This is a genomic window from Saccharomonospora amisosensis (genome assembly GCF_011761185.1).
Classification (GTDB): Bacteria; Actinomycetota; Actinomycetes; order Mycobacteriales; family Pseudonocardiaceae; genus Saccharomonospora_A; species Saccharomonospora_A amisosensis.
Map to the genome: position 1 here is coordinate 797,120 of NZ_JAAOYM010000001.1, position 26,217 is coordinate 823,336.

Consider the following 26,217-nt stretch of genomic DNA (forward strand, 5'->3'; position numbering starts at 1 on the left):
CGCCGATTCTGTTACTCCTGTGACTACCGTGACGACTGTCGGTGTGGGACAGGGAGTGGGCGCTGCTCAGGACGCCCCGGCCGCGCGGTTCCACGGTGGCACAGCAGTACTGGTCGGGGGAGGTGACGGGACTTGCCGAGCTCGTTGATCATCGTCGCGCTCGCCGCGGCTTGGCTCGCCGTCCTTGTTCCCATGATCGCGCGGAAGCGCCAGGAGATCACGCAGACCAACGACTCCGCGTTGGCTGCCCGGGTCGTGAGGAGCGGGAGCACACGAAGCGACTGGCGGAAGGAGTTCGCCATGACCGCAAACGCCGAGCCTGACGAGGACATCCGCTCCGATGACGTGGATGCCCCCAGGCACGATTACGAGGCTGACGCCGACGACGCGGACTTCGACGAGTACGACAGCTACGAGCCGGAGCCCGAGCCCGAACCTCGGTTGAGCGCGACGGAACAGCCTCCGGTTCGCCGCTACCGGCCGGGCCGAGGTGGCTTCGACCCGGAAGCCGCGGAACTGGCTGCCAGGGCCAAGTACGCCTTCCGCCAGCGGGTCGTGCTCATGTTGCTGCTCACGGCGATCGTGACCGGCGTGCTCGCGGGCGTCCTGCTGTCGGTGTTGTGGTGGGCGCACGGTGCGGCCGACGCCGTGCTGGTGGGCTACCTGGTCTACCTGCGCAGGCAGGTACGGATCGAGGAGGAGATCCGCCAGCGCAGGCTCGCGCGGCTACACAGCACGGCCCAGCGGACCCCCAGGCGCCCGAACCCGCTCGCCGACATCGAGGTGTTGAAGTCGCAGGCTCCCGAGCCGCCTGGAGCCGAGCGCAACCCCGTGCCGACGTCGCGCGTTCGCAGGCAGGCCGTGGTGGTGGACCTCGAGGACGAGGACCCCGCCTTCCACGAACTCGACGACCCTGGTCAACTGCCGTATCGGCGCGCTGCCGGCGAGTAGGCACCCCCTGCTCGATGGGCATGGCGACTTGCTATGCTCATCGAGCAACTCCAAGGGGCTGTAGCGCAGTTGGTAGCGCGTCTCGTTCGCATCGAGAAGGTCAGGGGTTCGATTCCCCTCAGCTCCACCAAGTTACCCATTGTGCGAACTCCTTCCATGGGGGCTGTGACCTGCGGTTTTGCCGGGGTCGCAGCCTTTTCGCTGTGTTCTGGGTCACTTTCTGCGCGTGGTCGGGGGATGCGGAACACCGGGATAACCCGGTTGGCTCCGGTGATCTTGATTTCGGCGATGAGGGTCTCGACGAGTGCCTTGCGCATCGTGTCGGTGCCGAAGGTGATGATCTCCGTGATGTGGTCGGCGACCTCCGCAAGCGTCGCTGGGGGGAGCTCGGTAGGCACGTCGGTGAGTTGCTCGGTGAGCTCGTCTCGGCGTGTCCGGAGCTGCTTGGACTTGGCGTTGAGAGCGGACAGCCGGCCAGCAAGCATCTCCTCATCGAGCGTGCCGTTCTCGAACGCACTTAGGTAGCGGTCGATGGCCTGGTTGGTCTTGGTCAGCTCAGCCTCCACGACCGCCAGTTCCGAGCGCTGTCCGTCCTGGCCCGCGTCGTACTGCTTTCTCGCTTCGGCCACCGCGTCGGTGATCAGGCCGTGGTGGTGGCGGTAGAAGGCGGCCAACCCGTCCAGGATGGCCGGTTCGAGAGCATCGGCGTTGAGCCGGTCGGCGTCGCAGGCGTCGGTGCTGTACCGGGCCCGGGTGAAGCAGGTGTAGTACCGGTAGGTCTTGGTCTTGCCCGTGGCGCGGGTACCGATCATGGCCTTGCCGCACTTCGGGCAGCGCAGCAAGCCGGTGAGGGTGAAGTCCGAGCCGTTGGCGGCACGGCGGGAGTAGTCCTCTCCGCGCTCGGCGAGGATGCGCGCGGCCTCGGCGAACACGGTCGGATCGACCAGGGGCTCGTGGCAGTCGGTGACAGTGATGCCGCGGAAGGACAGCTCCCCGATGTAGATCCGGTTCGCCAGCACGCGCAGGACTTGGCGTCCGGACCACAGCCCACCGGTGGTGGTGCGGTGTCCTCGGTCGTTGAGGACCGAGGCGATGACCTTGCTGCCCAGCCGATCGCTGGTGTACAGGTCGAAGATCAGCCGCACGATGGGCTCCTCGCCCCGGTGCGGCCGGAGCCTGTGAGTGTCCTTGTCGACGGTGTAGCCGAAGGGACGGTGCCCGCCCTTCCACAGGCCCTTGGCGGCTTTGCGCTCCATGCCACCGATCACGCGGTCGATGATGGTGTCGCGTTCGAACTGCGCGAACATGCCCAGCATCTGCACCAGCATCCGCCCCATCGGAGTGGAGGTGTCGAACGGCTCGGTGGCCGAGCGGAACACCACCCCGGCTTGGTCCAGATCGTCGAGCAGCGTTACGAGATCGCGCAGGTTTCGCGAGAAGCGGTCCACGCGGTAGACCAACAGAACGTCGATCAGTCCCGCTCGGGCGGCCATGATTGCCTGCTTGAGCCCGGGCCGGTCCGCGGTGGCTCCCGAGGCGTCGTCCGGGAAACGCTTGACCAGCCGCCACCCCGGTTGGGATTCGATGTAGGCCGTCAGTCGGTTGTCTTGGGCCTCGATCGAGTAGGGCTGGTGCTCGTCGTCGGTGGAGCGCCGGACGTAGATGCCGACACGCACATCGTCGGACAGGGCGGGGGCCATCGCGGCTTTCTTCGCGGTCTTGGGTCGCCCCAATTGCCTGCCTCCTTCCAGGAGAGAGCTCGGGCGCGCCGGTCTGACGCGCCCAAGAAGTGACTAAGAGTTGACTAACGCCGCAGGTCAGCGACCTTGATCGCGCACGGCGCGCCGGCCAGTGTCACGCCGGCGGAGCGAGAAACAAAACGATCAAGGCACCTTTATGCTGCTGCGTCACCAGAATCTGACTGGCTGTAGCGGTCCTGCTGCCAGCGCTCGATCAGCCCGGCCAGCGTGGCGACCGCGCTGCTGTATTGCTCCGCGGTCATCTCGGTCGTCTCGACCCGCTCGATGAGCACGCCGTCAGTCGCCCGTCGATAGGGGCGGCGGCGGGGATGGCGCTGGCGTGGTGCCGACTCGTGGCGGGGCTGTGAAGTGTCGAGGTCGTCGTGGTCCTCGTCGTACTTGCTCGTCATGTCCCTGAAGTCCGGCGCAAGCCCCGCGATCAGACACACGTTTGCCGCTTTACATCCGCCGGTGAGTCACTTCGGTGCTCGGGCGGCGAGGACGGGGATGGCGGCGATCTTGTCCGGGCTCAGGTGCTCCCAGATAAGTCCAGTGGGGCGCTTCGGCGGGCCGCAAGGGATGACCTCGTCGGGAGTGACGATGAGATCGACGCGAAAGTCGTGCTCGGTCTCCGGCAACTCGTCATCCACGACCTGCAGGGAGTGAACCGTGGTGACGATCGGGGTCTCCGGGCCGATGAGCCCGGACTCGTGGAGCAGCGCGACTTCGATGTCGGAGTAGCCGGCGCCCTTGCCGAGTCGGGCGCCGTGACGGTTGACTGCCACGCTGCCGCAGACGATGAGATCGATGGGTTCCACCTCGTCGAGGCCGACGTTCCGGGCGACCGTTGCAGCCGTGCGGCTAGAGGCGGCTTCCTCAGGCGGGACAGCGAGGCCGGCAGGATCGAGCAGGTAGAACGGATGCTGCTGGGCGAGCTTCGGCACCGCCATGTAGACGGTTTTGCCCTCGCGCAACGCTCTCGCGCGAGCGGGAAGTTGAGCCTTGTCCGGTACGGCCTTGATTGCTCGTGCGGCCTTCCAAGCAGGGAGATCACTGAGCCGGACCGCGGCGGCATCCGCGCCGACGAAGTCTGGGATGTGCCCGTGCGCGCTACCGCCGACCACCAGACCCTCACGGTCGAGCAGGTCCCAGATGCGACGGCGAGCGGCGTTCTTGAGCTCGTCCACTTCGTGGTTCGGCACGGGCGCTCCTTATGCTGTGCTCATCAGGGAGAGCAGCCGGTCGTAGACATCGTGCACGACGGGTTCGGTACGCCAACGGCGTAGCTCCCGCCCGGCGTCGAAGACGATGTTCAACCCACCGCCGCCGCGGGTCGCTTCGACCACGTCGATGGCTTCGTGGAGCGCGGCAGACGCGAGGTCGAGTTGGCCTTGACGAAGGTGGGACAGGCTCAAGTTTCCGAGCACGATAGCCCCGGACTTGTTCTGCTGACGCAGTGCCCGCGCGGCCTCTTCCAACCTCTGCTGCGCGCGACGATGCTCGCCGAGGAACAGGTAGCAGGAGCCCGCCAGCCGATCGAACTGGTTCGGGGAAAACAGGTGACCAGCGGCATCGGCCGGATCGATCTTTCCGAACTCGGTGTCCGCGCGACCCAGGGCTGATTCGCACGCCCGTGAGTCGCCAAGCATCGCGTGTGCTTCAGCCGCATGCAGCAGCGCCAACCCGGTCAGAACATGGCTGGTTTTCCGCGTCGTCTCGGCGGCTTGCTCGGTGAGCGCCAGACCGGCGGTCGGATCTCGCTCACCGTACAAAGCGACGTAGCTCTTGCGCAGTAGCGCGTGACCTTCCGCGGATCGGTCGCCGATCTCCTGAGCTGCGTGGATGGCCTGGTCGAAGTACGCCCGCGCGGTGCGATGGTCCTGGCGCTGGGATGCGTCCCAGACCAGTTGCCCCATCAGTGTCGCCGAGGCCATCTCCACGGCCTGGAGTTCCCTGAGTGTCCGCCCCGTGGGTGCTCGGTCGGCCAGGAACGCGACCTGGCCGAGGGCTTGCCCGGTCTCGGCCATGAGCGAGGTGGACGGCACGTGATCGTAGAGCTCGTCCAGCGCTTGTACGCGGTCGCGAAGCTCCGCGACAGCGGCGAGATCGATGCCGCTCTGGCGCGACATCGCGTGGTCCAGCCGCGTCACGGAACCTGACGCCGTGGAGGAGTTGGCCTGGAGCAGAACGTCGGTCGCCACGGGCAGGGTGAGGTGTTGCCCGTTGATCTGGAGGGGCACCAGCACGGTGTCGGGAAGGCTGTCCGTCACCTCCGGCGCGAGGCCACTGGTGGCCGGCTGATCGTTGGCGTCAGCACGCGAGCTCGGATCGCCGCCGGTCTGCCGAGCGTGTGGCAGCTTGAACCACAACAACTCTTCGGGGATGCGGAGGGTGTAGGCCCACTGGGTCAGCTTGTCCAGATCCTTGAGCGGAGTGCCCTTTTCGATGCGGCTGAGCTGGGTCTGAGTGATCCCCATCCAGCCCGCTACGACGTCCTGTGGAAGCTGCCTGGCGTGGTAAGGGTGCGTTCGGTATGCGTGGATGACCCGGCCCATGTGCCAGCTGGCCAGAGCTTTCCGCATCACGTCGGTGCGCCAGAACGAGATGGGCACCGGTGGAGGTCCGGCGTACAGATCACGTGCTCGGCTGGCGCATGCTCCGCATAACCCAGTCGTGTTGTCGCGCGCCAGACGGGTGCCACATCGGCATTCCCGAGTTCCTTGATCAGCGTCCATACCTTCGCCTCGATGCGTACCTCACGGCAGGCACCAGCTCACCATACCGGGCCGTTGATCAGATCTGGTTGACTTCACGCTCAGGACATCGATCGAGGACGGAGACCGCGATTGACGTGATCGGCTTCTACTCTGCCGACTCGACCGAGCCTCCAGCGGCCCGGAGGAGATCCTCGCCTTCCAACCGGTAGAAGATCTTGGATGGGTCTCGGCGAAGCCCGATGACGTCATAGAACTCTTGCGCATTGGCGTTGTACGCGTCGGTTGTCCACTCGACACGGCTGCAATGGTTTTTGGTGGCAATGGCGAAGAGGCTATGCATGAGTAGCTTGCCGACGCCGCTACGGCGAGATGCTTGGGCGACGTAGAGCTCTTTGAGGAAGAGCGAGCGCGTGAGCCCGACGGCGGGCCAGAGGAACGAATAGGAGGCAAGACCAACAAGTTGGTCATTTTGCCAGGCGGTCAGAGCGTGAGCGGCTGGCGGACTGCTAAAGAGCGCCTCGTTGATCTGGCGTGTGCGGAGTTCGAGAGGTTCTACTTCCGTGGCACCGTAGAACCGGTCCAGCTCCTCGAAGAGCTCGGCCATCGCGCCGACATCGTCTGGCTTGGCGTCTCGTACCGAAACCACGTCCGCTCTACTCCTTCGTGTCGGTGTCGGAGGGTGTCATCAACAGTTCATGCAGTTCACGGGCGGGCGGCAGCGCTTGTTGACGTTTGGGGAGTGAGTCCACTATTTCCTGTGCTCGGACGGCAATAATCCCTTGTCGCTGCTGAGCATCGAGACTGACCAGTGTGTCCGTTGCGTAGGAGACCGCAGCGCTCGCGTCGCCGTCATGGAGGAGACAACTCGCGCGGTCGAGGCGAGTGAGCGTCTGGTCCATGTAGTCGCCAGGTGGGCAGATTTCGAGTGCTCGTTCCTGCGCTTTCCACGCCGACCGCGTGTCATGGAGATGTGTGAAGGCGTTGCCTTCGTGAAAGCGGAGCTGTGCCTCGTTGTAGCCGAATGCGGAGGTATTGATCGAGTCCGGGCGCAGCTTTTCCAGGATGGTTTCGGCGTGTTGGAGTGCAGTTCGGGTTTCGTCGGGACGTCCCAGACCGGCGTGCGCGCGTGCTTCCAGCGCGGCGGCGAGCACGGCCCCGACGGTCAACTCGGCGCCGGGGACGTCCTGCGCGTGACGCGCAACGTGCGTGGCCTCAGTGAGATCGCCGCTGTAATAGTGCCCGTATGCCTCTTGCGCCAGCACCCAGGAATGCGTCGTCGGATCTCCTGCCTCATCGGCCGCGATACGAGCGGTATGTGCCCAGCCGCGGAATGCGGCGCGTTCGTCGAGTTTGATCAGCGTCAGGCACATGAGTCCGGACATTTGCGCGGTCAGCCGGGTCAGACGGCGCAACGCGGACGCAGATCGACAGCGGGACAGTGTCCGCTTCAGCCTGGCGAGATCGATCGTCAGGTCTGCGAGAAGTAGGCCCGCTGGACGATCGCGCGTGGCCTGTCCGTAGCGCAGCACGGTCTGTTCCCAGTCATCGAGGCTGGCTTCGGTGACCGCGTGCTCGCTGAGGGTGTCGGTGAGCTCGCGGCGCAGCAGTTCCGCTTGCTCGAGGCCGGCGGTTGTTGGTGTGGCGATGGCTGTGTTGTCGGATGCTGGCGTCCACAGCCGTGGCTGGGTCTCATCCTCGTGCGGAGCGGTCAACAGGGCTGCGGAGTTGGCTTCGACCAGCGTGTGGGTCGCGATGGGAAGAGTGACCTGTTGGCCGTTGATCTGGAGCGGAACCAGCAGGGTGTCGGGCAGGTGCGCGCCGAGGTCGCCTACCAGTCCGCCTCCCGCAGGCCGACCACCACCCTTGGCCCGCTCAACGGCCGAGCTGCCGGTGTCGTTGGAGTCTCGCGCATGCGGAAGCCTGAACCACAGGAGGTCTTCGGGAATCCGAAGCGTATAGGCCCACCGGATGAGTTTGCCCAGGTCTTGCATGGGCTCACCGTTCTCAATGCGGCTGAGCTGGGTTTGGGTGATGCCCATCCAGTCCGCGACGATGTCCTGCGCGAGCGGCTTCGCGTGATACGGGTGGGTCCGATACGCATGGATCACCCGGCCCATGTGCCAACTGGCCAGCGCTTCGCGCATTTCCTCGGCGTGCCAGAACGACCGGGGAACTACGGGTGGGCCGACGTAGAGGTCCCGGGCCTGATTCGTGCAGGCTCCGCACAGGCCGGTCGTGTTGTCGCGGGCCAGGCGCGTGCCGCAGCGGCACGCGCCTGGTGCTTGGTCGGCCGTCATTCACTGTCCCCACGTGCGCTTACGTCCTGCGCTGCGTAGCCACGATACGCGATGTGCACTGTTCGTGATCATGCGTCGTGCGCATACATGATCATGCATCGCGTGTCATGAACGCGTCGCGTCCACGAAACCACACTTTCCGCAGGTTGCTGGTCGTCGCTTCCCGCCTACCCCTTCCCCCCAGGGGGTGAGGCGACGACCGGCAGCCGTGAAGAGATCACTGGCCGTGGCGGGGTGGGTACCCCCGAGCTCATCCCGCCACGGCCGCCCCGAGGAAGGAAGTAGGGAGCACGGATGTCTAACCCGCTGAATGCGGCAGCGCCGCCGTCCTCCCAGGTTGCAAGGATGCGCACGAGGGCGCCGATCGTGGATCAGCACGCCACGTGGATCGCGGTCAATCCGGTTCAGGGATGCCCCAAGGCGTGCGCCTACTGCTTCTTGAATGAGCGCGGTCAGGTTGCCGTCCGCCCGGAACACCTGGCTACCCCGGAGGACACGGTCAGCGCGCTGGTGGCCTCGCCGTTCTATGCGCCGGACCGGCCGGTAGCCCTCTACACCTGGACCGATGTCATGGCGCTTCCTGCCTCCCGAGCACACCTGGCACGACTGCTGGAGGTGATCGCTGACGAGGAACTCCCCAACCCGGTCGTGCTGATCACCAAGTGCCACGTGCCGGACGAGACCCTGGCCGCGATCAACGCCGCTCGCAGGCGTGGCGTCGCGATGATCGTGTACCTGAGCTATTCCGGGCTGGGGCGCGACATCGAGCGCGGGATTCGGCATACCGCGATCACCGACAACTTTCCCCGCTTGGCTGCTGATGGCGTACCGGTGGTGCACTACTGGCGGCCGGCGTTCCCGGAGTCGGCGACCACCTCGACCATGGAGCACGTCCTGGACTGGGCCGCCCAGTACGCGCGGTGCACGGTGGCCGCCGGCCTGAAGGTGGAGCCCGGCGCGCTGCCGCGCCTGGCGGGGATCTGGCCGGAGCTGGCGGCCACAGAGGGTGTGACCGAAGCCGAAGGCGTGTATCCGCGGGCCTTCTGGGAATTCATCCACCACACCAGCAAGCGGCATCCGGACTATCCGCTGTTTCACACCAATTCCTGCGCCTTGGCCTACATCCTCGGCCGCGCGGATGCCTTCGGGGTCTACCGCAGCACCGTGTGCCGCGTGCGCAACCACTGCCCAGCCGGGCAGCGCCAACTGTGTCGCGATGCCGACAACTCTCGGCAGCCCCTGACCAGGGCACTCGTACGATCGGCGCTCGCTCAGCGTGACCTGGCCGACGCTCCGTTCCGTCTCGACGTGCAGGAACGAGAACTGGTGATTTCCGCGCCGGTCGAGACCAGCCGGGTCGCGGCACTGACTCAAGATCTCGGCATTCGAGTCCGAGTGGACAGGGCGGACACGGATTCCTACTGGAACAGCGGAACGGCAGGCGCCCTGCCGCTCATCATTGGATAAGGCACCTCATGCTGCCCGATCATCTGCATGCGATGCTCGACGAGGCTCGCCGCTTGCGCCAGCGCTTCGCCCGCACCGCGCCCCAACAGTGGACCGTCACCACCGCAGCCACCGAGCTGTCCGTCCAGGTAGGGCACCTCGCTCTGTGCATGCTTCGGGGACGCGGGCACGACGTCTCCGACATGGAAGATCCGGAACGGCCGATCACCAACCTCGGTGACGAACTGGCGGACGTCGTGCTCGCCGCCCTCAGCATCGCCGTCCTCGCGAACACCGTCCCGACACCGCTGGCCACGCCCGCGGCGACACCGCACGATGCCGACGACGCATTCCTTCGTCTGCTGGTCGCCGCGGGCGAACTCTCGGAAGCGGCGCTGGTCGAGCACGGCTACCGCCATCGACCGACCGGAACCCCACGCCCGTTGGCCGACGCCGTCACCAACGTGATCGCCGCCTGCGACACCCTCGCCACCCGGCTCGGGATCGATCTCGATGACGAGTTCGACGCCATGGTCGTCAGCGCGGACGCGTTTCTGGATGATCGCCTGCCAGGCGGTGACGGGGTGTCATGAGCCGCCCGGGGGAGTTCAGCACGCACCAGCGCGCCGGTGATCACGTCGTCAAGATGCTCGACGTCGACCACCGCACGGGGATGGGCATCGCCGTCGCGGCACACCGCGCCGGAGCGCGGGGACTCCGCACCTACGTCGACACGCTCGTCGACGCTGGCGTCGCGTTGCCACCGGGGTTGGAGATCGTGAGTGAGAACCCCCTGGCGGTCCGGCACCAGTGGGTATCCGGCCCAACCCTGGCCGACGCGGCAGCCGACGACGTGGACAGCTTCGTTGCGGCGGTTGCACGCATCGGCCAGTGGCTGCGGGCACTGGAGTCGACCGATGCCCGGATCGACACCAACCTCGCGAACTTCTGCCTACGCCGGGACCGTGTGGTGCTCGTCGATGTCCTCCCGCCGCTGGTTCCCAGCACACGGCCCGAGCCGCACGACTCCTTTGACGCCCTGTTCGGCGCTCTATGCTTCGACACCCCGATCACCCTCGATGCCCTGGTCGGCTACGCCGTTCGCGCATTGCTGAAGGCGAGCACCATCGAGGGTGCGCGGCGGTTTCTCCCCGTGGCGCGCGACCTGCTGGAGTCTCCGCACAGGCGAGCAGCGCACGGATTCCCCGAGAGCTGGTTCCGCGCCCGCGCCAGCGTGGCCATTCGCACGCTCGAAGACGACGAGTGGATCAGCGAACTCCACGAGTTCTTCGCGCTGACCTCGGTCTTGGTCTTCCGCGAGTTGGACGAACCGGCACGCATCCGCCGCATCCAGCAGGTCCACCGGCGCATCGAGGAACGGAACTTGCTATGACCAACCTCAGCACACGGCGCCACACGTGGACCGCCCATGCCGGTGACCTCGCCTTCACCATGAGCGCCCCCGCCCACTGGGCGACCGATCAACAGAGCTACCTCGCCGGGTACCTGCCCGGCCCACCCGGAGAACTCGACCTCGGTGCCTTCCGGCTGACCGTGCACCTCGACGACGTCGGAGTCCACCAGATCGTCTGGAAGGCCGCCCACCCGCCGACAACCCACCGCGTGGAACCCATCGACGGTGTCGTATTGCTGGAAAACCGCGAACCCACCGGACGCCGCTGCTACGCGATCGCGGCGGACAGCCTGGAGCACCAGGCCCGAGCCTATGCCGTGGCCGTCCATGACCGCGACATCGAGTTGTTCCTCCACCACACGGCCGCCCGACCGCACGTCTACCCACTGCGCTTGATACGCGAGGCCATGCTGCGGACCTACGAGAACGCCGGCGGCATCGTCTTCCACGCCGCAGGAGTCGATCTGGGCGGCGCCGGGGTGATGATCTGCGGCCCCCGCTCCGCAGGCAAGACCACCACGCTGGCGTGCCTGCTCCGCGCGGCCCACGGACAACTGCTGTCCAATGATCGGCTCATCCTGCACAACCCTGGGCAGCTCATCCCCGTACCGCTCCCGGTTCCGGTCGCACGAGGAACCCTTGAGGCCATCGACGAGCTCCAAGCCGCTGTCCCCAGGCTGTCGCGGCCACAACCCCGACCGGACACAATCCCCCATGCCTTCGGCGCAACAACCAAGGTCGCCTTCAGCGCCCGCGAATTCGCCGCCGCGCTCGGCTCATCGCTCTCGCGGGCCTCCTCGCTGCGGAGCGTGGTCGTGCCCCGCTTCACCGATACCGACGCCCCGTTACGCACCCGCCGCCTCGACCCGGCCGAAGCGCGTCAGGTGCTCGCCGCCAGCTGCTTCACCCCACACGACGAGTTCTGGATCAATCCATGGCTCGTTCCCCGCGTTCGCGCGGACACCGACCTCGCCACGTTTGCAGCGAAGATCGTGACCCACATCGCCGGAGCCGTGCCGTGCGTCGAAGTCACCTTCGGCGTGCGCAACTCCATGGAAGAGCTCGACAAGGCATTGCTCGACATCGTCAGGAACATCCCATGAACCACACACCAGGGTTTACCGCTGTAGTCACCGCCGCGGGCCACGCCACCCGATTCCGGCCGTTCAGCACGATCGTGCCCAAGGAAATGCTGCCGGTAGGCACCACACCAGCAGTCCAGCACGTCGTGACCGAATGCCTCGATGCCGGAGCGACACAGGTCATCGTCGTGACCCGGCCTGACGACACCGTGATCCCCGCACACCTCGCCACACTCACCGCCCGCGGTCTGCCCGTGGAGACCGTGCCCGAAGATACGTCCCATGGCTACGGAAACGGCGCACCCCTGCTCACCCTCCGCGATCGCCTGGCCGAGGAGGACAGCTTCGCCGTCGCGTTCGGCGACGATGTCCTTCTGGACAGCCCCACACCGGGCGCGGATCTGGCCACCATGCACCGCCTCGCCCACGAGGGTGCAGACGCCGTGATCGCTACCCAGCACGTCGACCCCGCCGAAACCGGCTCCTTCGGGATCATCGACGTCCATGAGGGCCAAGCGGACCGCGTCGCGGCCATCCGGCAACGGCCGCATCCGACCACCGTGAACCAGCCACTCGCAGTGGTATCCCGCCTGATCCTGCGCCCCTCCATCTTCGACCACCTCACCGCCACCGACCTCGCCCGCGGTGAGGTCGACCTCGGCATCGCGGTCGGCCAACTCGCCAGCCACGCCGACGTACGCCTGCACCGCATCACGAGTTGCTGGGTCACCGTCGGCGATCCCCACCACTACCTGCACGCCCTGCGCCTCCACGCGCTACTCGACGAGACCGATGAGACCGCATCCGTATGACAAAGGAACCCCTATGCCGTTGATCGACATCTTCACCGACCGCTACGACCACGTCGGCACGGAAGACAAGAAAGAAGCCCACCGCCAGGGGTTGTGGCACCGCACCTTTTCCGCCCTCGCCCTCAACCCCACGACCCGACGAGTGGTGCTGCAGAAAAAGGCCCCCAGGCGCTACACCTTCGAACGCCCCGACTACGCCGACATCACCGTCGGCGGCCACTACCACGCCGGAGAGAGCATCGAAGACGGTGTACGGGAAGTCCGCGAAGAACTCGGCCTTCCCACGACCTATGCCGACCTACACCCGATCGGCCTGCGCCAGACCGCCGTCACCCTCGCCGAGGACTACATCGAACGCGAATTCCAGCACTGGCACCTACTGCCACTGGACGTCGACCTGGACGACATCCCCTTGGCCGACGCCGAGGTCGCGGGCCTTGTCGACATCGATCTCGACGACGCCATCACCCTCGCTGACGGGGCCAGCCCGACGATCCCCGCCCGCTACGCCACCCGCACCGCAGACGGCCTGACCTACTCCGAAGCCACCCTCTCCCGCACCGAGCTCGTCCCGAATTACCTCGCACTCGACCAGCTCTACCTCCGGCTGTTCATCGCCGCCCGCCGCTACTGCGTCGGCGAACGACAGCACCTCTTCTGGTAACCCCAAAGGACCGTTCTGATGACAGTCGCCGTGGTCGTCGGCACCCGGCCAGAAGCCATCAAGCTCGCCCCGATAGTCGAACTTCTGGGATCTCGCGCGCTGGTGATCCATACCGGACAGCACTACAGCGCCAGTATGTCGGGGACGCTCACACCGCATCTCGGCCTGCCAGCTCCATCGCCCTGGTCAGCCGCGCGACCGGCCACACGCAGCGCTCAGCTTGGACATCTCACCGCGGCGCTCGGCCACGTCTTCACCAGCCGGCGACCTGCGGTCGTTGTTGTTCACGGCGACACCACCTCAGCACTGGCGGGCGCCCTCGCAGCCAACACAGCCGGGCTCCCGCTGGTCCATGTGGAAGCGGGCCTGCGCAGCTTCGACCGGACCATGCCGGAAGAACACCACCGCGTCCTCATCGACCACCTGGCCGACTTGTGCTGCGCTCCCACCCCAACGGCTCACGAGAACCTCTTGGCCGAACGGATACCGCCAGACCGTATCCAACTGACCGGAAACACCATCGTCGAAGCGCTCGAGGCCGCATTACCCTCAGCCGAACATCAAGCACGAACCCTGGCGCACTTCGGCCTGGTAAACGACGGCTACGTCCTGGCGACCTTCCACCGACCCGAGAACGTCGATCAGCCCGACAACCTCAGCACGATCCTCGCGCAACTGGACTCTCTTCCTAGCCCAGTCCTCCTTCCTGCACACCCCCGCACTCGGTCCCGTATCGACAACTACGGCCTGCACGAGCCGACAGGAGCGTTGCGTCTCGTCGAACCGCTCGACTACCCAGACTTTCTCGCCTTGGCCTGCCACGCAGCACTGATCATTTCTGACTCCGGGGGAATACAAGAGGAAGCCACCGTCCTCAAACGCCCCATCCTCGTCGTCCGCCGCAGCACCGAACGACCCGAGATCGAGGGAACCTTCGGACAACGCACAACACCGGGACCTCACCTTGCCTCGCTCGCCACACACTGGCTTTCCAACCGGCCCCGAAAGCTCGCCGAGCTGGCATCCCCCTACGGAGATGGCCGCGCAAGCCGACGCATCGCGCATTCGCTGGACGCGATGGCCAACGAGATAACCACGGCGAAAACGGCCTGACCGCTCAAATACTCCCGCGTCCAGCAACCGGAGGGCGCTCGTCGTGCCAAACAGTGCCAACTGCGCCGAGTTTTCATCTCGTCAACGCCGGTGCGATCGTGATCAGGTCAGTACGGATGTTGTTTGATGCCGCGTCGACTTCGGGCCTAGCCCGATTTAGCTCTGGTTGCCGGCTAATACGCCTAGCGCATTGTTGATCATGCGTCTGATGTGCCTTGCCGGACGCGCCCGCTTCGTACGGTCGATTCATCGCAAACCGAACATGTACCCGAGGTGGCGATAAGCGATGACCAACAACGACAAGGCGATGCGGATGTTGCCCGCCATCCCAGGGTTGAGTTGGACGGAGGCTCGGTCCACGGCGGTAATGCTCGCCGAGCACGGCTGGCCGATTCTCCCCGGAACGTATCAGCTCGCCGAGCACGCCGGCTGGCTGGGTAAACCCCGTGCGATGGGCTTGGAGCCAGCCGCCGATCTCTGGTGTACGGCGTCCACCCGTGATCCGGCTGTCGCCATGGAGTGGTGGACGCGACGGCCGTACTCAGTACTGCTCCTATGCGGCGCGGAAGTGGACGCGTTGGAGGTCCCCATCGACCACGCCAACCGCGCACTGCCAATGCTTCGCAGCCGAGGACAACTCAGCCCGATTGCCGTTACGCCGTTCCGTACATCGTTGATCTTCGTGCCTGCAGGCCACACGTTGCGCGAGGAATTCGACAAGAGTTCGCAAGTCCGGCTGCACTCAAGCGGTGCTTGGGTTCCACTCCCACCGACGTGCAGGGATGGTGCCCAGTACCGATGGGAGGTTCTCCCCGCCGACGTCGGGTGGCAGGTCGCGGAGTCTTCGGCAGTGCAACAAGCGCTTCTGGAGACCCTCGACGTGCGGTCCGCCGAAGCAGCCGCCACCGCGCGGAGTGTGAAGTCATGATGTGGTTCGGGACAGCAAAGGCCGAGCGCTCCCCGATCCTCTTCAACCTCCTGAAAAGAGCCAGCGGTCGCGCCCTCCTCCCGCGCGTACCTAGCTGGCGGCCGGGCGGCCGTGTAGCAGACGCGCAGACGGTGTAGAGCGCGTGGGCTCTCCGTCCTTCCAAGCGGCTCCACGGTCTCCCGGCTTGTCTCGCAAGACCGCGGTGGAGGCGGCCTGCTTCGCGCTCGTCGCCTCCACCGCATTCCAGATCATTCTCAATTGAATCCAGAGGACGCCAAGGAGCTGAGCATTATGGACAAATCAACGGCGACACGAGTCGACGGGACAGAGCTAAATACCCCCACGGAAATGTTGTTGCCACGATCCGCGTTGATCATTAAAGCATTCCGTAGTGGAGTACCGGCCGCTGTGAGCAATCATCCACTGCTGACCGTCGCAGCCAAGCTCGCCGCTCATCACCAGCAGCAGTGGATAGTGGAAGAGATCAGCCTGGATACAGAGGCCGGAGACCACTTTCTAACCGCGGCGAAACGGTCCATCGATTCCATTGGGTTGCAACGTTTGCGTTTGATCGAGGGCATCAATGCGTGGGCCGCGCGGCGGGTGCCCAGCCGGCCCGGGACATCGTTGCACACCGAAACGCTCGGATCGATCTTCGATCGGCTGGCCATAGCTTGGGTCCGGTCTAACCGCATGATCGACATCGCTACACCGGACGATCGCAAGCTGGCACAGCTTGCCTTGCAGCAGCTCGCCGGCCTGGCTGATGCCTATGACGACTTGGTTCGCGATGTCGTGGGAGGCAGGCGCCGATTGCCGAACTGGCGCGAGGTCCAGAGCCATGCCCACTCCCTATAACCGCGGCTGTCTCTGGCCGAGATCCGTGCCACCGAAAAGGAGCTCGCTGTGTCTATGCCGGTTGAGGAAGTCAACGCCGACACGAAATGTCCAAGCGTCCTAGGCGGGCGGATGCGGCACTATCCGCGCACGGTCTCCGGAACGCCGGTGACCATGCCGTACCTGGACTCATATCCGCTCGGCTTGAAGAAAATCGTAATGCCTTCGCTGTGCGGAAATGCGCACCTCGTACCGCCTCATGACACCGATGGCCAATTCCCGAGCCTGCTCCTCTGCACGTCGTGCGAGTCAGCACACTGGACAAACCCGGGCGGCGCCTCGGAGCTGACAGCCGCAAGCGAACGAGACGCAAGCGCTGCCGTCACGGCGGTCTGAGCAATCCGTGAATGATAGCGAGCCCCCGCCGTGGGACGGCATGAGCTCCGTGACGCTGCCGGGAACCCAGTTGTGGGCGAGGCCGCTGCGTTCGCCGGTGGAGGCGGTCGCCACAGCAGAAAGATCATGGAAGCGCCGACCGAGCGAATCCTCGCGGCAGCACTTGAGTGGATCACAACACCTGCCGCAGAGTTGCACTCGCTTGTGGACACCTAGCCGATCCCAGTCGTGGACGTCGAGGCCGAGAAGAAACATGCGGCTGACATCGCCTTTTCGCGACCGAAGCCCGGCACCGCTCCGAGCGAAGGGTCTGCAACCTGGAAGCCACCGCTGACCTACGAGGAGCTGGCGCGGGTGCTTCAGGGATTGCGACAGAAGTGGAAGATGTAAGGAAGTTTCCCATCGCCTCGAAAACAGTCGACGAAGGCAATCTACTGTGGGCCACCCGCTCCGCTTAGCTCACTCGTGATGCTCCGGGTCGTTCGGCTGGTCTCCGGTTCGACAGAGAACTGCTCCTCCAACATGGTGATGGTTGAACGTCGGCTCAAAGGGGAGTCCACCGGTTAGCGGCGTTGCCGTCACGCGTCCTGCTCGTCGATATGGAAGTCGGTCAGCCCGAGTTGCCGCAATGCCTCCTTCACGACCAGGTCAAGGGTCTGGCGCGGTATTCCTTGTGGCCCACCTGCCGCTGTGATGTGAAGATCCACAGACACCTCAGCCGCGCTTACCAGCGGAAGCACAGCCGACTTGACGACTTCCCGCATGCTCTCACCTGGAACCCCACGCACGGAGACCGTCACGGCACGGACATGATCGCTACGGTCGCGATCGCGACCGCCGCCATCGTCAGTTCGTCCTCCGGAGCCGGTAGGACGTGCGTATGGCGGTGGCGTCGATCCGCCCCGCACGACTGGCCCTGGAGCGCCGCTTGGCTCGCTCCGAGTCTCGTCGTCGCGTCCGCTTTCGGGTTGACGCCCAGCGAGCAGAGCTTGAGCAGCACTGGCACGCACGAGCCAAGTCCCGGGCTGGAAGACGATCTCGTCGGATGTTACGGCCTCCCGGAACCGGATCAGTGCATCGTCAGCATCCCAGGATGTACCGCTTGACAGTGCGAACTGACCGGACTCTGCACCGGCAGCCAGAGCGCGACTGAGCACTTTCTCGGACGCTAGCTTCGGAAGGCGCGGATACTGCGAAAAGTAAGAAAGCAGTCGGTCGAGTTCCACGGCGTCCTGTTCAGTAGGGAGAACAGCGAACCGCTGTGACAGGAGTGCTGCTGGCGCGAGCTGGTCGGTGATGAGTCGATCAGCGTCCTTGAGGTGCGCCGCGACCCGTTCGGTGATCGTGCTTCCCATTCGAGCTGGACCGAGGTCACTGCGGTCAACCTTGACTCCCTCGCCATTCGCATCGCGCAGCGCCAACAGGTGCCTGTATGCCATCACGATCTGCTGGGGAAGGCGTTCCTCCGAGTCAGAGGCGCGCTTACGCAGCCGCTCCTTTTGCTCGGCATTGAATCGACCGAGCCGGTGGCGGTCTTCGAGCAAGTCCTGCATGGCTACGAGGGTCCGAGCCGTCGAACGGGCTGCACTCATGAGATGTGCGTCGGCAGCAACCAGAACGACCGCGTTGAGGTTGGCGCGCCAGCCGGCGCCCTTTGTCTTGAGAATCTGCGAAGCTGTATCGAGTGCCTCACTGTCGGTGTCACCGCCGAGGCGTAGCTCCGGGTCGAGTATGCCGAGGGTCAGACGGCCGTCGTCGGGCAGAGCCGATGGTTCGGCAACGTTGTGGATGACGCGGAATCCGTGGCCGCTGGGCGATGCTTTGCGGATGGCGTCGTTGATGCGCTGGTCGACGTCGTACCCGTGGACGGCAGCTTCACGTTCAACGATGACCTTGTTCAGGTTGGGCTCTGTTGTAAACCGGTAGCGCCCACCCTCCAAGCGCATGTACCAGAGCGCCCCTTCGAGGGCGTCGCGAACGTCATCGAGCACGCCGCGCGATACTCCAGGCCGGGTCACGCCGATCATCATCTGCGCTGCTGATGCGCCGACAACCCTGTCGGCACTGAAGGAGTTGGCGAAGGCGGTAGTGGCCAAGGCCGTGGCCAGATGCATCTGTCCAGCTTGGCCACCGCGGCGCTTGTCCTCCTGCGGAGCCTTCGAATCAGGACGGATGATGTCGGCGTTTAACGCCGATTTGTAGCTCTCACCTGCGAACTTGAGTACCTCGCCCCGTACAGCATCGTCGTACAGGGGCAGGTCACCGAGGTGGATCAGTGGCGCGTCGTGGTCGGCACGTGAAAGGGCCTTGACCGTGTGGGCAAGGATGCGCAACGCACCCCGGGTGCGCTGGAACCCCGACAGAGATCCCCACCGGTGGGTACACAGGTCCACAAGCTCCGGGTGGAACGGGTAGGCACGGGCGATACGGTCGCGATAGTGGCGCTCCCGAAACGTTGACGGCAAGACGTCGCCAAGACTGTCGTAATGATCGCCATACGCGTCAGCTACAGCCCGCCGATGCTCGTCACTTCCAGTAGTTGCGAACAAGCGACGCTGGAGGATCGGGAAAATGTCGTCGCCCTCGACAGGTGTGACGATGTTCTCGCTGCGGCCTACGACCCGGCTCAGTCGCTCGTACATCTCCGTACCGCTGACGTCCGCGTAATCCTCCATGCGGCTGGACGTCAACGTCGCGAGCACGGCCACACCGGGTACTTGCGCTGCTGCTTGGGTCAAGTTCTTGATGACCGTCAGCGTTGTCCCAGCGAGGGAACCTTCATGCGTTTCGATCGAAAGTGCGTTGTTGAGGTAGACCAACATCTCGTCGAGGAGCACCAGACATGGGGCGTAGGCGCTGAGGAGCTCGGCGAGTTCATGCGTGGAAGCCCCAGCTCGTGCCCGATCCGACTCAGCGATCCGGTCATACGCTGCTGGACCGCCAAGCCGCCAGGCAAGATGTCCGACGAGGGTGTGTAGCCGGTGGTCGTTGTCCACCTGCTCGGGCGTCGCCGGCAGATCGCTGCCGTCGAGCACCGCCACCGTCGCTTTCGGTATGGCCTGGCCGCCAAGCTGTTCCGAGAGCCCCTTCGCCAGTGCCGTCCCAGCCACCTCGTCGGGCTGTCGGAACAAGTGGTAGGCAGCCAACAGAGTGTGCGTCTTACCGCCACCGAAATCGGTCTGAAGCCGATGCACGCTGGGCGCGGACTCGTCACCTGACAGCCGTCGGGACAGTCGCGTGAGCACGTCGGTCAGACTTGCGGTGAGGTACGTCTTCTCGCAGAACTGCACAGGGTTGACGTAGTCGGCCGGCCCACGTCCGCGTGCCACCGAACCTAGGTCGGCAGCGAACAACCCCTCGTCGAATGAGCCATCGGCGATGTCGGCATGCGGCTGGGCGATCTTTGTCCACGTCGTCAGTTCGGTGCTCACAGGTCCTTCCCCGCTTCTTTCCTTTAGTCGAACAAGCTCAGACGATCGCCCGGCAAGTCAAAGAGCCGCCCCGACGAAAAATCGATGGTCGAGTCCGTCGCTGCATTGGCCAGTGCCTCCTGATTGCCCGCCAAGCCCAACAGCATCGTTCGCTCCGCGTTCTTCTCCGGAAGCACCTGAGCAAGTGCGTTCGCAGTCGCCCAGAACGCAGGTTCATCGCTGTATCCAGCACGAGCCAGTAGCGTGGCGAGCTCGTTACGTCGACCGTCTTCCCACAAGCGCGCCGCGGCATGAAGCACGCCGACCGCGGTGTCCGGCATCTCATCGCCTCGCCTCGGCGCCCTGCGATCTTGCGGACCCAGTAGCCGAAAGGACGAACCGTTCTTCGTGACGAGCCCAACGCGCTCCAGCGCAGATAGATCCACGTCGAATGCGCGCTCCAGCATGTACGCCTCGTCGGCAGGCAGGTCCTCGACGCCATAGCCCCACCGCCAACTCAGGTAGAACAAGGTCTCGTTGTCGAGTGAGGTGAGGCGCTCGCCCCCGACGAGGCTGCGCATGGCATGGTGGGCGACGGTTTGACGCGCAAGGACCATCAACTCATCGACGCCGACCTCTTCGCCAGACAGTCGTAGCACTCGTCGGTAGCGGCCAAATACCTCAAACGCCGGTCCCACAGCGGAGACGAAGTAGTCGGCACCATGCAGGCCAAGTCCCTCGAATGTGCCCAATCGTTCGGCAATCCGCTCGCGCAACTCTGGGACAACGTCATCATAGAACCCGTCCGCTTCCAGATCGGAAGGGCGACAAATGAGTACTACGGACGAGTTGAGCACAGCGCTGATCTGGGCCGTAGAGCGATTGCTCATCTCCGATCGCATCGGCCAAGACGTGGTCACTAGCAGTCGGGCTGCGCGCAGAGCATTGAGGAGCCGTTCCCACGCAGATGGCTCGGTGTGGGCGAAGACCAATGCGACGTGCCCATCGTCACGTACCACGCGCCGCATCTCTTCCAATGCACGCTGGAGACGACGCTCATACTCGTCGTCCGTGATGTACTCAGGTGACTTTTTGTCTGCCCGAGTTTGGATGATCTCTCCCGCCTTCGGGGTGAGTGGGGTTGCGAACAGGTCCGGGTAGAGATGGCCAATGCTTCGCTTGAGCCAGACGTAAAAGAGATCAGAAAGGTCGCCGTACTGGAATGCATCGTAGTATGGTGGGTCAACGATTACTGCATCGAAATAATTGGTTTCCCAAGGCAGGCTCTGAGCATCCGCGCGAACAACGCTGGCGTTTTCTGCTGCTGCACTGAAACAGTGCCAAATAGCCTGCTCAATCCAGCGAACAGCACCATCCCAGTTGCCAGATACCTCGGCCAGTGGATTGATCTCTGTGAAATTCCACGCCATACGGATGGCTTGCTGTGGATATGTGTCCCGAACCTTCTCGCCTGTGACGTGCCACCCGCAAAACGAAGAGTTGTAGACAACAACGCGATCAACCGCGAGTCCAAGGTACGTCGTGAGTACCTTAGCCTGTTCGGGATTCATCCCAGCACTGAGCATTTCGTGGTGTGCGGCCCTGACTGCCGCACAAAACGTTGCGAGAACATAGAGTTGTCGGTTGTTGAACAGGCCAGCCCAGCTGTCGACTCCATAAACGAGATTTCGCAGAATGCGGAATTGTGACTTGACCATTCTTTCGTCTGGAATAGCGCTGGTGCCGTCAGGTGTCTCCTCAAGGTGATCCAGAAGACCCTCGGGGAGTTCTTCACCTGCCTTAAGCTCGGCGTCGCTCGGCTCACGGTAGACGCGCTCCCGGCCGTGGGTGTCGAGGACTCCGTAGAGACGCTTACCAAAGCCGTGCTGCTTCGCATAGATCCGCACATCTTTGGCGGGTACGACGCTGGAGCAGCGCGGGCAAGTGATGGAGCTCGACTTGACGGTGCCCTCGGATGGGTCCGCTTCGGTCGTCGGATTTCCATTGTGAATGGCAACATCCAAATGGCCATTGACTGGCCGGAGCTCTACCCAACACTTGCGGCGATTGCTGTTAGCCAGCCATCGGTCGCGCATCAGGGGAATTTCGATCCCGCAAGCGGGGTTCTGACATGGCATCGTGCGAGCCCAGAAGTATACGGCAGCCCGGCCGCCGCGGGGTCCTTCCGGGAAAACAGTATCGAGGTCGTTTGAGACGCGTTCCCGTACCCAACCAGCCCATTCGCGGAAGTCCTCGGCGAGGCTGCTCTGCCCGTCACGATCGAAGCGGCTGTAGCTTTGGGGATACTCAAGTATGCACCGTTGCAGAAGGTGAGCGACGGGGTTGATATCACTCGCAGTAACATCAGCGCCGAGCCGAAGTGCTTCCAAAGGGATTGCTGCACCGCCAGCGAAGCAGTCGAGTACGCGAGGTTTACGGTCCGGCCACGCCTTGGCAATTCGTTCGCGCAGGTGGCGCACTCCGGCACCGTTGCTCTGCTCGAAAGGCGCGGCCAGCGCGATGTCCTTCAGTATCTCGTCACGAGCGGCGTCGTCACCCGGGTCGGGCAGGAGTGTGCCGGCGACGACGGCGCGGCTCATAGCAAGGGGACGGCGTGCCCACCACAGGTGCATGGTGGAAATATGGCCGTGGCGCAGGCTCTTCTCGCGTCCGGATTGCTCGTTGACCTGGGCGAGTGGCAGGCCGTGTTCGATGAGGCGACGTTCGTTGATCATGCCGGGTTCTCCTCGGCGGCAGGGATGAAGTCGTCGGGAGCCACGGCGAACTTCACATCAAGGTTGGGTCGGAAGGCGCCGAGAAGTGCTTGTGCAGGGTTGTGGATGCGGTAGAGGCGCGGGTCAGCAGAGGCGCAGTCCAGGACCGCGTAGAGCCAGTAGTCGTCGCCGATCTCTTGGGCTTTGGCGAACTCGCTCCAGCTGAGTGCCACAGCGCCGTATCCCGCTCGCCCTTTGACTTCAATGCAGCGTCGCTCGTCCTTGGTGGTGGAAAGGAGGTCGAAGCCGATGTTGTCCTTCTCGTAGCTTTCGACCTTGGCTCCTCGACCTTCTTCGTAGTGCCACGCAACGTTGATCGCGATCTGCTCGATTTCCTCGGTTTCAGTCGCGCCGTCGTGGTAGTCGCTGGCCTCGACGGGCAGCGGCAGCACAAGTGCGCGCCCGATCAATCGGACGGGGCCGCGGCGAACATCGCGGTTCCGGCCGATCTCGGCGATCCGGTTGTTGCGGCGCTGGAGGTGCTGTTCCTTGTCCAGTTGGGCTTGCCGGAGGCGGCCTTCGGCGCCCTTGACTCCCTGTTCGACCTCGTCTTCGAGGTCCATCAGGGTGCGTTCGATGTCGGCGATGACTGAGCGGGCACTGGCCTCGACGAACCGTTGCTGGATGTCGGCTGCGTGCTGCCGTTCGGCGCGTACCCGCTGGTAGTCGTCCTCGAAGAGGTGTTCACGGCACCAGCGTTCGAGGTCATCTGCGGTGCCACTGTCGACGGCAGGTGGTTCCTCGGGGGCCGGCTGGTTGTCGTCCGGCACGACCAGGTCGAAGAGACTCGTGTGCGGAGCCTGTTCCATATGGCCGTCAGCGGTGACTCGGACGGCGTCGAAGCGGCGGTGTGCAATGTTGTTGTCGGAGTCGACCACGTCCCCGGTTACGAAGCACAGAACGTGCGGCTTGACCGTGTCCGGGTCGAACACGATCGCTCCACGTTCAAGATCGGAAGCGGTGTCGTGCAGCACTGCCTCCACAGCCGCGTCGAACAAGGGGTGCCCTGGCCCGCATAGTTCGGGTGGTGGTCCTCCTCCCGTTTCGTCACGGGAGGGCCGCTCGGCAACTTGCCGGTCAAATGTCAACTTCTTGTATGTCGGGAAGACTTGGCGGGTCGCACCTGCGGCTCGACTGGCAGCCACGAGCCGGTTCGGTGTGCTGATGTTGACCGTGTCGTCGAGTCGTTCCTCGACCTTGCCATCGAGCCACGTGACGGCATCGGCGAGGAAGCGCTGGAAATAGCCGGGCGGCAGTCGGCGCTCCTGTGCGCGTTGGTACTGCTCTCGTTCGCTTCGCCAGTCGACGTGCTGCTTGGCGAGGGCTTCCTGCATGAGATCCCGAGCGCGCTGGCGCACCTGCGGGTCCACGACATCGCCGCCGAGACGGTCGACGACGTCTTCCGCGGACATGTCACCCGAGATCAGAAACTCCATCAGCTCCTGGAGGCGGTATCCCGCGAAAGTGTCGCCGATGACATCAAACACGCCGTCGCCGAGCTCATGACGCATGGCGTTGATCTTGCGCAGCAGAGTAGCGAGGACCCGTCCTTCCCGTGTGTTGACCGCGACCATGTTGAAGATGTGCACGTCGCGGGTTTGACCGATCCGGTGAATGCGGCCCATGCGTTGTTCGAGCCGGTTGGGATTCCATGGGATGTCATAGTTGACCATCAGGTGGCAGAACTGGAGGTTGATGCCTTCCCCAGCCGCCTCCGTCGCCACCAGGATCTGGGCCTCTTCACGGAACCTGCGTTCCTGCTCGATCCGCTCGGCGAGCTTCATACCACCGTGGATCGTGGCTACGTCGAAGTCGGCCGAGAGCTTCTCGACGAGGTAGTCCAGGGTGTCGCGGTGCTCGGTAAAGATCACGAGCAGGCGGCTGCGGTCCTCCCACAGTCCCTCATCACGAACGACGTCGAGTAGCTCGTTGAGCTTCTTTTCTTGACCGGCAGTCTCCGCCGCTTCGGCTTGGTCGAGCAGCGGGAGTAGCGCCTCACGCTCCTGCCTCAGCTCTTCCACCGTGGCGGGCAGCGCCTCGTCGAGGGCCGCCTGTTCGAGCTGCCAGAGCGCTTCATCGTCGAGGTCGGCAAGCGTCTCGGGATCGCTCACGAGCTGCTGGCGGAAGTCCTTCCGGTTGCGCAGGTACGCAGCTGGATCGGCCAAGGCCCGGTCGATTCGTTCGATGCGTCGGGAGATGGTGCGCTTGATGGCCCTGACGCTGGACGCGAGCCGACGTTGCATCGTCGTGAGCGCGAATCCGGCAGTGCGTTGGTCCGCCTCACCACGGATCTCGCGGAGCCTCGTCTGCACGAATTCGGTGACCGCCTGGTACAGCTCTTTTTCTGCGCCCTCGAGGTCGAACTCGACGGTGGCGGTATTCCGCTCTCGGAAGAGCGGCGCCCCGTCCATGTCCGTCATTTTCTCTTTCGAGACCTTGCGGTAGTAGCCATCGGGGGCCGGGAGGCTACGGGGACACCGGTCGCCGAACGCATCCCGGTCCAACAAGCGCAGCAGCCCCCAGAAGCTCTCTGTCTTGCCAGAGTGCGGCGTGGCCGTCATCAACAGGAGCCGCTCGGATGCCGCAGCTACCTGCTCGGCAGCCTTGTAGCGCAGGCTCCGCTGCTTGATCGTCCCCTTCGTGTCGGTCTGGAGCGTGAACCCGTGGGCTTCGTCGATGACGGCCAGATCCCATGGCCGCCGAGCTGCGACGAACTGCTCAAGTCGTTCGGGGTTCTTCAGGAAGTCACGTGAGACGATGACGCGGTTGAACCGGTCCCATGGGTTGCCGCGGATGGTGTTGTCGATCTGTTGAGCGCTGACCTGGTCGAACTCGAAGCCGAAGCGTTCTTCCAGCTCGCGAGCCCACTGCGGTAGAAGGTTGGCGGGAGCCACGATGAGGACGCGGTCGGCGGACCGACGCAGCTCCAGCTCTTTCATGTAGAGGCCAGCCATGATGGTCTTGCCAGCGCCGGGGTCGTCCGCCAGCAAGAACCGCAGGCGAGGCTGGCGCAAGAACTCGCTGTAAACAGCCTCCAGCTGGTGTGGCAGCGGCTGGATGTTCGACACCGCGAGCGCCGCCATGTCGTGCGTGAAGGCAGTCTGGATGCGCTTCGCCTCGACACCGAGACGGAATGCGATTGGGTCAGAATCGAACCGTGCTCGATCACTCTCCGTGATGATCTCAAGCAGGGCAGCTTCTGCCTCCGACAGCGTGATCTCCCCAGGCCCTGCTTCGCCCCGATACACCAGGTGCCAGAACGCCCCTGGACGCACGTCAAGCAGCCGGACGACCTCGCCTGTATCGGGCAGTCGCACCCGTTGATCACGCACCAGGCGAGTGTCGCCCTCCGAGGTCACAGGCCCTCCTCTTACCGTGATTGGAGACAGGAACTAGTGGGCACCCTAGTCATCGAACGAGATGCCTTGGTCACTTTCGACGATGTGTTGGCCACTAGATCGCCGCCCGTGCCGAACATGGCCACGCCCTGGCGGTGCGCCACGGGCCAGCTGAGTTCATCCTTGTCTCCATCTCCTCCTCACCTGACCCTGTTAGATCATCCCAGCGTGAAGTCGAAGTCCACTGCGTGACCCCCGTATGGTCGCAAGCTCGTTCGATCCGTTACCGCGGGCCTGCA

General features: G+C 64.4%; 19 protein-coding genes, 1 tRNA gene and 1 pseudogene. 12 read left to right on the forward strand and 9 right to left on the reverse strand.

What is annotated here, in order from left to right; genetic code table 11:
- Nucleotides 1-132: 132 nt before the first annotated feature.
- The 3 genes from sepX to FHU38_RS27145 all read left to right on the forward strand — a co-directional run bounded on the left by sepX (nt 133) and on the right by FHU38_RS27145 (nt 1,472).
- A complete protein-coding gene (gene sepX / locus FHU38_RS04005) occupies nt 133-951 on the forward strand; it encodes a divisome protein SepX/GlpR (RefSeq protein ID WP_167166604.1) in 819 nt (272 codons plus the stop codon).
- A gap of 54 nt (nt 952-1,005) precedes the next feature.
- Nucleotides 1,006-1,081: transfer RNA gene (locus FHU38_RS04010), tRNA-Ala, on the forward strand.
- A 73-nt stretch (nt 1,082-1,154) separates the two neighbouring features.
- Complete coding sequence (locus FHU38_RS27145; protein WP_243852191.1) at nt 1,155-1,472, forward strand: hypothetical protein; 318 nt, start codon at nt 1,155-1,157, stop codon at nt 1,470-1,472.
- A gap of 210 nt (nt 1,473-1,682) precedes the next feature.
- Here FHU38_RS27145 and FHU38_RS27150 read toward each other — a convergent pair.
- The 6 genes and pseudogenes from FHU38_RS27150 to FHU38_RS04040 all read right to left on the reverse strand — a co-directional run.
- A pseudogene (locus FHU38_RS27150) lies at nt 1,683-2,651 on the reverse strand (recombinase family protein); the annotation flags it as partial.
- 194 nt (nt 2,652-2,845) lie between these two features.
- On the reverse strand, nt 2,846-3,139 hold the full coding sequence (locus tag FHU38_RS04020; protein WP_208415546.1) for a hypothetical protein: 294 nt from the start codon (nt 3,137-3,139) through the stop codon (nt 2,846-2,848).
- Nucleotides 3,140-3,166: 27 nt separating this feature from the next.
- Nucleotides 3,167-3,892, reverse strand: a complete 726-nt coding sequence (locus tag FHU38_RS04025) for a 5-formyltetrahydrofolate cyclo-ligase (protein WP_167166608.1) — start codon at nt 3,890-3,892, stop codon at nt 3,167-3,169.
- 9 nt (nt 3,893-3,901) lie between these two features.
- On the reverse strand, nt 3,902-5,302 hold the full coding sequence (locus tag FHU38_RS04030) for a helix-turn-helix transcriptional regulator (protein WP_167166610.1): 1,401 nt from the start codon (nt 5,300-5,302) through the stop codon (nt 3,902-3,904).
- Nucleotides 5,303-5,552: 250 nt separating this feature from the next.
- Nucleotides 5,553-6,053: a GNAT family N-acetyltransferase gene (locus FHU38_RS04035; RefSeq protein ID WP_208415547.1), complete on the reverse strand. Its 501-nt coding sequence runs from the start codon at nt 6,051-6,053 to the stop codon at nt 5,553-5,555.
- Between the two features lie 7 nt (nt 6,054-6,060).
- Entirely contained in the window at nt 6,061-7,704 is a 1,644-nt protein-coding gene (locus FHU38_RS04040; RefSeq protein WP_167166612.1) for a helix-turn-helix domain-containing protein, read from the reverse strand.
- Between the two features lie 345 nt (nt 7,705-8,049).
- Between FHU38_RS04040 and FHU38_RS04045 the strand changes: the two genes are divergently transcribed.
- The 9 genes from FHU38_RS04045 (at nt 8,050) to FHU38_RS04085 (ending at nt 16,021) form a co-directional block, all read left to right on the forward strand.
- The gene (locus FHU38_RS04045) at nt 8,050-9,171 is read left to right on the forward strand and encodes a hypothetical protein (protein ID WP_167166614.1); all 1,122 of its coding nucleotides are present in this window, start codon (nt 8,050-8,052) and stop codon (nt 9,169-9,171) included.
- Between the two features lie 8 nt (nt 9,172-9,179).
- Nucleotides 9,180-9,743: a hypothetical protein gene (locus FHU38_RS04050; protein WP_167166616.1), complete on the forward strand. Its 564-nt coding sequence runs from the start codon at nt 9,180-9,182 to the stop codon at nt 9,741-9,743.
- Complete coding sequence (locus FHU38_RS04055) at nt 9,740-10,543, forward strand: hypothetical protein (RefSeq protein ID WP_167166618.1); 804 nt, start codon at nt 9,740-9,742, stop codon at nt 10,541-10,543. Before FHU38_RS04050 ends, FHU38_RS04055 begins: the two co-directional genes overlap by 4 nt.
- Entirely contained in the window at nt 10,540-11,667 is a 1,128-nt protein-coding gene (locus tag FHU38_RS04060) for a hypothetical protein (protein ID WP_167166620.1), read from the forward strand. Before FHU38_RS04055 ends, FHU38_RS04060 begins: the two co-directional genes overlap by 4 nt.
- Nucleotides 11,664-12,458, forward strand: coding sequence for a sugar phosphate nucleotidyltransferase (locus FHU38_RS04065; protein WP_167166622.1), 795 nt, complete (start codon nt 11,664-11,666; stop codon nt 12,456-12,458). Before FHU38_RS04060 ends, FHU38_RS04065 begins: the two co-directional genes overlap by 4 nt.
- A gap of 13 nt (nt 12,459-12,471) precedes the next feature.
- A complete protein-coding gene (locus FHU38_RS04070) occupies nt 12,472-13,122 on the forward strand; it encodes an NUDIX hydrolase (protein ID WP_167166624.1) in 651 nt (216 codons plus the stop codon).
- An 18-nt stretch (nt 13,123-13,140) separates the two neighbouring features.
- Nucleotides 13,141-14,235: a non-hydrolyzing UDP-N-acetylglucosamine 2-epimerase gene (wecB, locus tag FHU38_RS04075; protein ID WP_167166626.1), complete on the forward strand. Its 1,095-nt coding sequence runs from the start codon at nt 13,141-13,143 to the stop codon at nt 14,233-14,235.
- 286 nt (nt 14,236-14,521) lie between these two features.
- Nucleotides 14,522-15,163, forward strand: a complete 642-nt coding sequence (locus FHU38_RS04080; RefSeq protein WP_243852192.1) for a bifunctional DNA primase/polymerase — start codon at nt 14,522-14,524, stop codon at nt 15,161-15,163.
- Nucleotides 15,164-15,421: 258 nt separating this feature from the next.
- Nucleotides 15,422-16,021, forward strand: coding sequence for a DUF4254 domain-containing protein (locus FHU38_RS04085; RefSeq protein WP_243852193.1), 600 nt, complete (start codon nt 15,422-15,424; stop codon nt 16,019-16,021).
- Between the two features lie 953 nt (nt 16,022-16,974).
- Here the strand turns inward: FHU38_RS04085 and FHU38_RS04090 are convergent.
- From FHU38_RS04090 to FHU38_RS04100, 3 genes are read right to left on the reverse strand one after another with little or no spacing between them, the layout of a single operon-like run.
- Complete coding sequence (locus FHU38_RS04090; protein ID WP_167166628.1) at nt 16,975-19,827, reverse strand: ATP-binding protein; 2,853 nt, start codon at nt 19,825-19,827, stop codon at nt 16,975-16,977.
- Between the two features lie 23 nt (nt 19,828-19,850).
- The gene (locus FHU38_RS04095) at nt 19,851-22,541 is read right to left on the reverse strand and encodes a DUF1156 domain-containing protein (protein ID WP_167166630.1); all 2,691 of its coding nucleotides are present in this window, start codon (nt 22,539-22,541) and stop codon (nt 19,851-19,853) included.
- Nucleotides 22,538-25,939, reverse strand: coding sequence for a helicase-related protein (locus tag FHU38_RS04100; RefSeq protein ID WP_167166632.1), 3,402 nt, complete (start codon nt 25,937-25,939; stop codon nt 22,538-22,540). Before FHU38_RS04100 ends, FHU38_RS04095 begins: the two co-directional genes overlap by 4 nt.
- Between the last annotated feature and the right edge of the window lie 278 nt (nt 25,940-26,217).

Coding starts and splice junctions, on each gene's coding strand:
- FHU38_RS04050 (WP_167166616.1), top strand. CDS start 9,180: ATGCTGCCCGATCATCTGCATGCGATGCTCGACGAGGCTCGCCGCTTG.
- wecB (WP_167166626.1), top strand. CDS start 13,141: ATGACAGTCGCCGTGGTCGTCGGCACCCGGCCAGAAGCCATCAAGCTC.
- FHU38_RS04070 (WP_167166624.1), top strand. CDS start 12,472: ATGCCGTTGATCGACATCTTCACCGACCGCTACGACCACGTCGGCACG.
- FHU38_RS04065 (WP_167166622.1), top strand. CDS start 11,664: ATGAACCACACACCAGGGTTTACCGCTGTAGTCACCGCCGCGGGCCAC.
- FHU38_RS04080 (WP_243852192.1), top strand. CDS start 14,522: ATGACCAACAACGACAAGGCGATGCGGATGTTGCCCGCCATCCCAGGG.
- FHU38_RS04060 (WP_167166620.1), top strand. CDS start 10,540: ATGACCAACCTCAGCACACGGCGCCACACGTGGACCGCCCATGCCGGT.
- FHU38_RS04045 (WP_167166614.1), top strand. CDS start 8,050: ATGCGCACGAGGGCGCCGATCGTGGATCAGCACGCCACGTGGATCGCG.
- FHU38_RS04040 (WP_167166612.1), bottom strand. CDS start 7,704: ATGACGGCCGACCAAGCACCAGGCGCGTGCCGCTGCGGCACGCGCCTG.
- FHU38_RS04095 (WP_167166630.1), bottom strand. CDS start 22,541: ATGATCAACGAACGTCGCCTCATCGAACACGGCCTGCCACTCGCCCAG.
- FHU38_RS04055 (WP_167166618.1), top strand. CDS start 9,740: ATGAGCCGCCCGGGGGAGTTCAGCACGCACCAGCGCGCCGGTGATCAC.